Source organism: Methanomethylovorans sp., assembly GCF_050177135.1.
Lineage (GTDB): Archaea > Halobacteriota > Methanosarcinia > Methanosarcinales > Methanosarcinaceae > Methanomethylovorans.
This window is the reverse complement of the sequence record NZ_JBFXHJ010000170.1, coordinates 1-4,241: the sequence shown is the minus strand read 5'-3', so window position 1 is coordinate 4,241 and position 4,241 is coordinate 1. Positions and strand designations below refer to the sequence as shown.

The window sequence follows — 4,241 nt, the reverse complement described above, 5'->3', positions numbered from 1 at the left end:
GTCGGACAGAGATTCATTCAAGCACTTGCCGATCATCCATGGTTTGAGATCACTTCCCTTGCCGCTTCAGAAAAGAGTGCAGGGAAGAAATACAAGAATGCAGCTAACTGGAGGCTGGATGTAAAACTTCCGGATGAAGTTTCAGACATGGAAATTGTGCCTGTGGATCCCTCCAAGGTCGATGCAGATGTTGTTTTCTCTGCATTGCCTGCAAGCCTTGCAAAAAGCGTGGAAGCAGATTTCGCAAAAGAGGGTTTTGTGGTGGCAAGTAATGCCTCTGCCCATCGTATGGATAAAGATGTCCCTCTTGTGATCCCGGAAGTCAATGCAGATCACCTTGGACTTATAGATGTTCAGCAGGATAAGAGAGGATGGGACGGATATATAATTACGAATCCTAACTGTTCTACGATCATGCTGGTAGCTACACTGAAACCACTCATGAAATTCGGCATCCAGAATGTAAATGTAGCCACAATGCAGGCCATATCCGGTGCCGGGTATGAAGGTGTGCCATCAATGGCCATCCTTGATAACGTAATACCCTATATAGGAAGTGAAGAGGAGAAAATGGAAACCGAACCTCTCAAACTTCTGGGTGAGTTTAACGGTTCAGAGATAGTAAATGCCGATTTCAAATTGAGTGCTGCTTGTAACAGAGTGCCTGTTATGGACGGTCACACTGAAACAGTATGGGTTACCATGAGGGATCATCCAACTCCTGCGCAGGTTAGGCAGGAATTCCTCAATTTCAATCCCAATTTGGGGGACTTACCCACGGAACCTGAAAAGGTGCTCATAGTAAGGGATGAGGCCGACAGACCACAACCTCGCCTCGACCGCAATATGGGCAACGGAATGAGTATCAGTGTAGGGCGTATAAGAGAAGGCATACGTTACGTTCTGATGGGCCACAATACTATTCGTGGAGCAGCAGGTGCCAGTGTGCTCAATGCTGAACTCCTGCACAAGCAGGGCAAACTCTGATGACATAAAAAGGTATCGAGAGAACATAATGCACCGCCTGATCACATTCCTATTTGTCTTTTTGCTGTCGATAGGAGTAATATCAGGCGCTGTGGCATCAGACGTAAATACTATTTTTGAACTTGAGTTAGTGCCTCTATCGGAGATCGTTAAAAATCCAACGGTCTACGATAGTACGATGGCTTATCGCAAGATAAGCGTTGTCGGAAATATTTCTGAAATAGGTAAGCATCTGATCACCATTGATCAGGATAGCTATGAAATAAAAGTAGACCATACCAATCAGCACCTGTTCGCTGGTTTTAATGTAGGGGACGGTATCAAGCTCACAGGACAGTTTCTCTATGATCCGATGGGAACTAGTATCTTTTACCCCAACTATGTTATGCATTATCCCACCGTACAGATGGGTGAGGTAAACATAAGTGCCATTATTTCCAATGCATCAAAGTTTAACGGAAAATATGTTACTGTGACAGGCAATCTCACCGGGATTAGATCGACAATGGGAGCATATGTTGTTGATATTTCAAGTCTGGACACTGGCGAAAGCCTTCGCGTATCTTACTATGGGTCTACTGATCTTCAAGCCGGGGACATGGTAAGCGTTAGCGGTCTTTTTAATGGTGATGTCCTTTATAGTGGACAGATGGGTAAAAAGCGTCCTCCATTATCTATCAGCACATTAATACCCGGTTTTACGGGCCTTTGGACCATGTTTATCATTGGATTACTAGTTATATATATGAAGCATGAATGACTTAAAACCTCAGGATCATCATGTTAATTGCATTATCAGTTGGAGGGTCCATTCTTGCAAAGGACCTTAGTGCTGAAGGTTTTCGCGCCTATGCCGATATGCTCAAGGAGCTGGCGAAAGAACACAAACTAATAGTTGTTGTCGGGGGAGGTGTTGCTGCCAGAGATTACATCAGGACGGCACGGAGCCTGGGAGCGAATGAAGCTGAATCCGATTATATAGGCATCTCTATAACCCGCTTGAATGCACAGCTGCTTATTACTGCGCTTGGAGAGGGTGCATATCCGGAACCTCCCCTCGATTACAAGGAAGCCTGGAAAGCGCTTTCTTCAGGCAGGATCGTTGTTATGGGGGGGGTGATCCCGGGGCAGACGACGGATGCTGTAACTGCCATAGTTGCTGAATATCTTAAAGCTGATCTTATTGTTATTGCGACATCTGTTGACGGAGTATATTCAGCGGATCCAAATAAGGACCCTAATGCAGTCAAGTACGAGACTATGACCGCCAAGGAACTTGTAAAAATAGTGATCTCTACAGAGATGAAGGCTGGCTCCCAATCGCCTGTAGATCCCCTGGCAGCCAAGATCATAGAGCGTTGTAATATTAATACCATTGTTATGCATGGAGCAGATCCTAAGAAGGTGGCAGATGTCATTATGCAGGAAAGTATAGATTCTATGCCTTCTAAAAAAGTTCATCTTGGCACACGGATCGTAGGATAAGTTTCTGTGGTCAGCATGAAACTTAGAACATTTCTTACTGTTTTTCTCTTTTTTATCGTACTGGCCTTTCCGGCTGCAGCTACTGGACAGGCAAGCATCACTGATATGTATGCAAATGGTGATCTATGTGAGGTCACGATCGGGTTTTCGGAGTATATGCGTAATGTGACACTGAGCTATGATCTGATGTTAAGCGATCGATCCATAGATTCCAAAGTGGTCAGGCTGGGTGATGTATCCGCAGGAAATGTTACTCTTATTACTTTATGGGAGAGTGGATTGAAAAAGAACACCTATTCTTTTTCGGTAAGTGTATTTGTAGATGGAGAGCTTGCTGACAGCAGGCAGACAGCATTCGTTCATGGTAATCAGGCATTGCTGGAATTCAAAGTTGCAGGTTTCAATTCTGATTATAAGGGAGCGGCTGTCGTTATCAGCCCTGCTAACATTTATCGTCCTTCTATTGTAGATATGACTTTTGAGATCTTCCGGCAGGATGAGTTGATATATTCTGAAACTCTAGAGGACATTTCAGTAATCCAGTCCATGGAAAAGAGCATCATATGGCCCATTTTGCTTGACAATGGGCAACAGTATGTCACAGTGCTGAAGGTACATTCCCATGGATCCGATCTTACATCAGCCTATATTTCCATCTTCATGGCAGAGCAGGATGTGGAAATAATGGCCGATGATGTAGAAATCGATGAATATGGTGCAAGTGTAACACTCCGGGGTATGTCACAGGTGCCTTTCTATGGCAAGGTAGGGATTACTCTTAGCAACGATCAAAACAATATCTACTTTGAAGAAGAAAGCGATGTTCTCACGTTCAACAAAGAGGATACAGTTGGTTTTCTATGGGAAAATATTACAGGAGGAAACTATGCTGTGATAATAAGTGCCATCGGCAACGATGGTAAGATCCTCGATAGTTACGAGACTGCTGTGAGGATCACAGAATTGCCCCCGGCACAGCCGGAACGAACGAATGATCTATCTGGTCTGAACATCGTTAACATCATTACAGTTTTTTTGGCTGCTGTTCTCCTATTCGGTATTAAAAGGGGATAAGATGCTTGATCTCATCATCAAGAATGCTGTCCAACGCAAGGTAAGAACCATGCTGACCATCTGTGGCATAGCTTTGGGCATATTTGCCCTGGTGGTGATGGGAGCTATGTCTGAGAATTTCGGACAGACCTTTGAAAAATCCATAAGCCTGACAAGTGATAAGATCAGGGTCTTTGCAGAGAGCGGTATTTTTGGCGGTGGCCTGAGCGAACATAAAGTTTCCGATGTAAGGCGTGTGGCCGGGGTCGAGGATGCTTATGGAGTGTTGGTCACTTTGTTCGATGAAGACCAATTCGGTATGAGCGGAAAGCAGGTTTTGGGCGTACCACCACGGAAATCGAGAAATGTATTAGAACCTGTGGAACTCAAAGCAGGGAGATTTCTTACAGCCGGAGATACATACCATACAGTGGTAGGAAAGAACATTGCCGGAGAGTACGGTCTGGATATAGGTAGCACTCTGGAACTGAACGAGAAAAGGTTCACAGTTGTTGGCATTATGGAATACACGGGTTCTATTTTTGACAGTTACGCTACTATACCTCTTGATACAGCTCAGGATATATATAATGCCGAGACCTCCATTACATACATCTTCGTCGAACCGGCACCAGGTGTAGATGCTGAACTCCTGTCCAAAAGAATAGAACTGAGCGTAAAAGGAGTAAACACAATTTCTCCCAATGAACTAAAGG

Annotated in this window: 5 protein-coding genes; all 5 read left to right on the top strand. The window is 44.4% G+C overall.

All coding sequences use genetic code 11. The features are described 5' to 3' along the window. Positions 1-987: aspartate-semialdehyde dehydrogenase (asd, locus tag AB7U21_RS10755; protein ID WP_428388951.1), on the top strand; the 987-nt coding region annotated here is incomplete at its 5' end. Next, positions 953-1,747, top strand: a complete 795-nt coding sequence (locus tag AB7U21_RS10750) for a hypothetical protein (protein WP_428388949.1) — start codon at positions 953-955, stop codon at positions 1,745-1,747. The genes asd and AB7U21_RS10750, both read left to right, overlap by 35 nt. Before the next feature lie 20 nt (positions 1,748-1,767). Further along, positions 1,768-2,472, top strand: a complete 705-nt coding sequence (pyrH, locus tag AB7U21_RS10745; RefSeq protein ID WP_428388947.1) for a UMP kinase — start codon at positions 1,768-1,770, stop codon at positions 2,470-2,472. Positions 2,473-2,487: 15 nt separating this feature from the next. Beyond that, the gene (locus AB7U21_RS10740; RefSeq protein WP_428388945.1) at positions 2,488-3,546 is read left to right on the top strand and encodes a hypothetical protein; all 1,059 of its coding nucleotides are present in this window, start codon (positions 2,488-2,490) and stop codon (positions 3,544-3,546) included. A 1-nt stretch (position 3,547) separates the two neighbouring features. Further along, positions 3,548-4,241, top strand: a 694-nt coding sequence (locus tag AB7U21_RS10735) for an ABC transporter permease (RefSeq protein ID WP_428388943.1), incomplete at its 3' end; no start/stop codon positions are given.

What these genes read in the sequence shown, in the direction of transcription:
- AB7U21_RS10750 (WP_428388949.1), top strand. Translation starts at nt 953, where the DNA reads ATGCTGAACTCCTGCACAAGCAGGGCAAACTCTGATGACATAAAAAGG.
- pyrH (WP_428388947.1), top strand. Translation starts at nt 1,768, where the DNA reads ATGTTAATTGCATTATCAGTTGGAGGGTCCATTCTTGCAAAGGACCTT.
- AB7U21_RS10740 (WP_428388945.1), top strand. Translation starts at nt 2,488, where the DNA reads ATGAAACTTAGAACATTTCTTACTGTTTTTCTCTTTTTTATCGTACTG.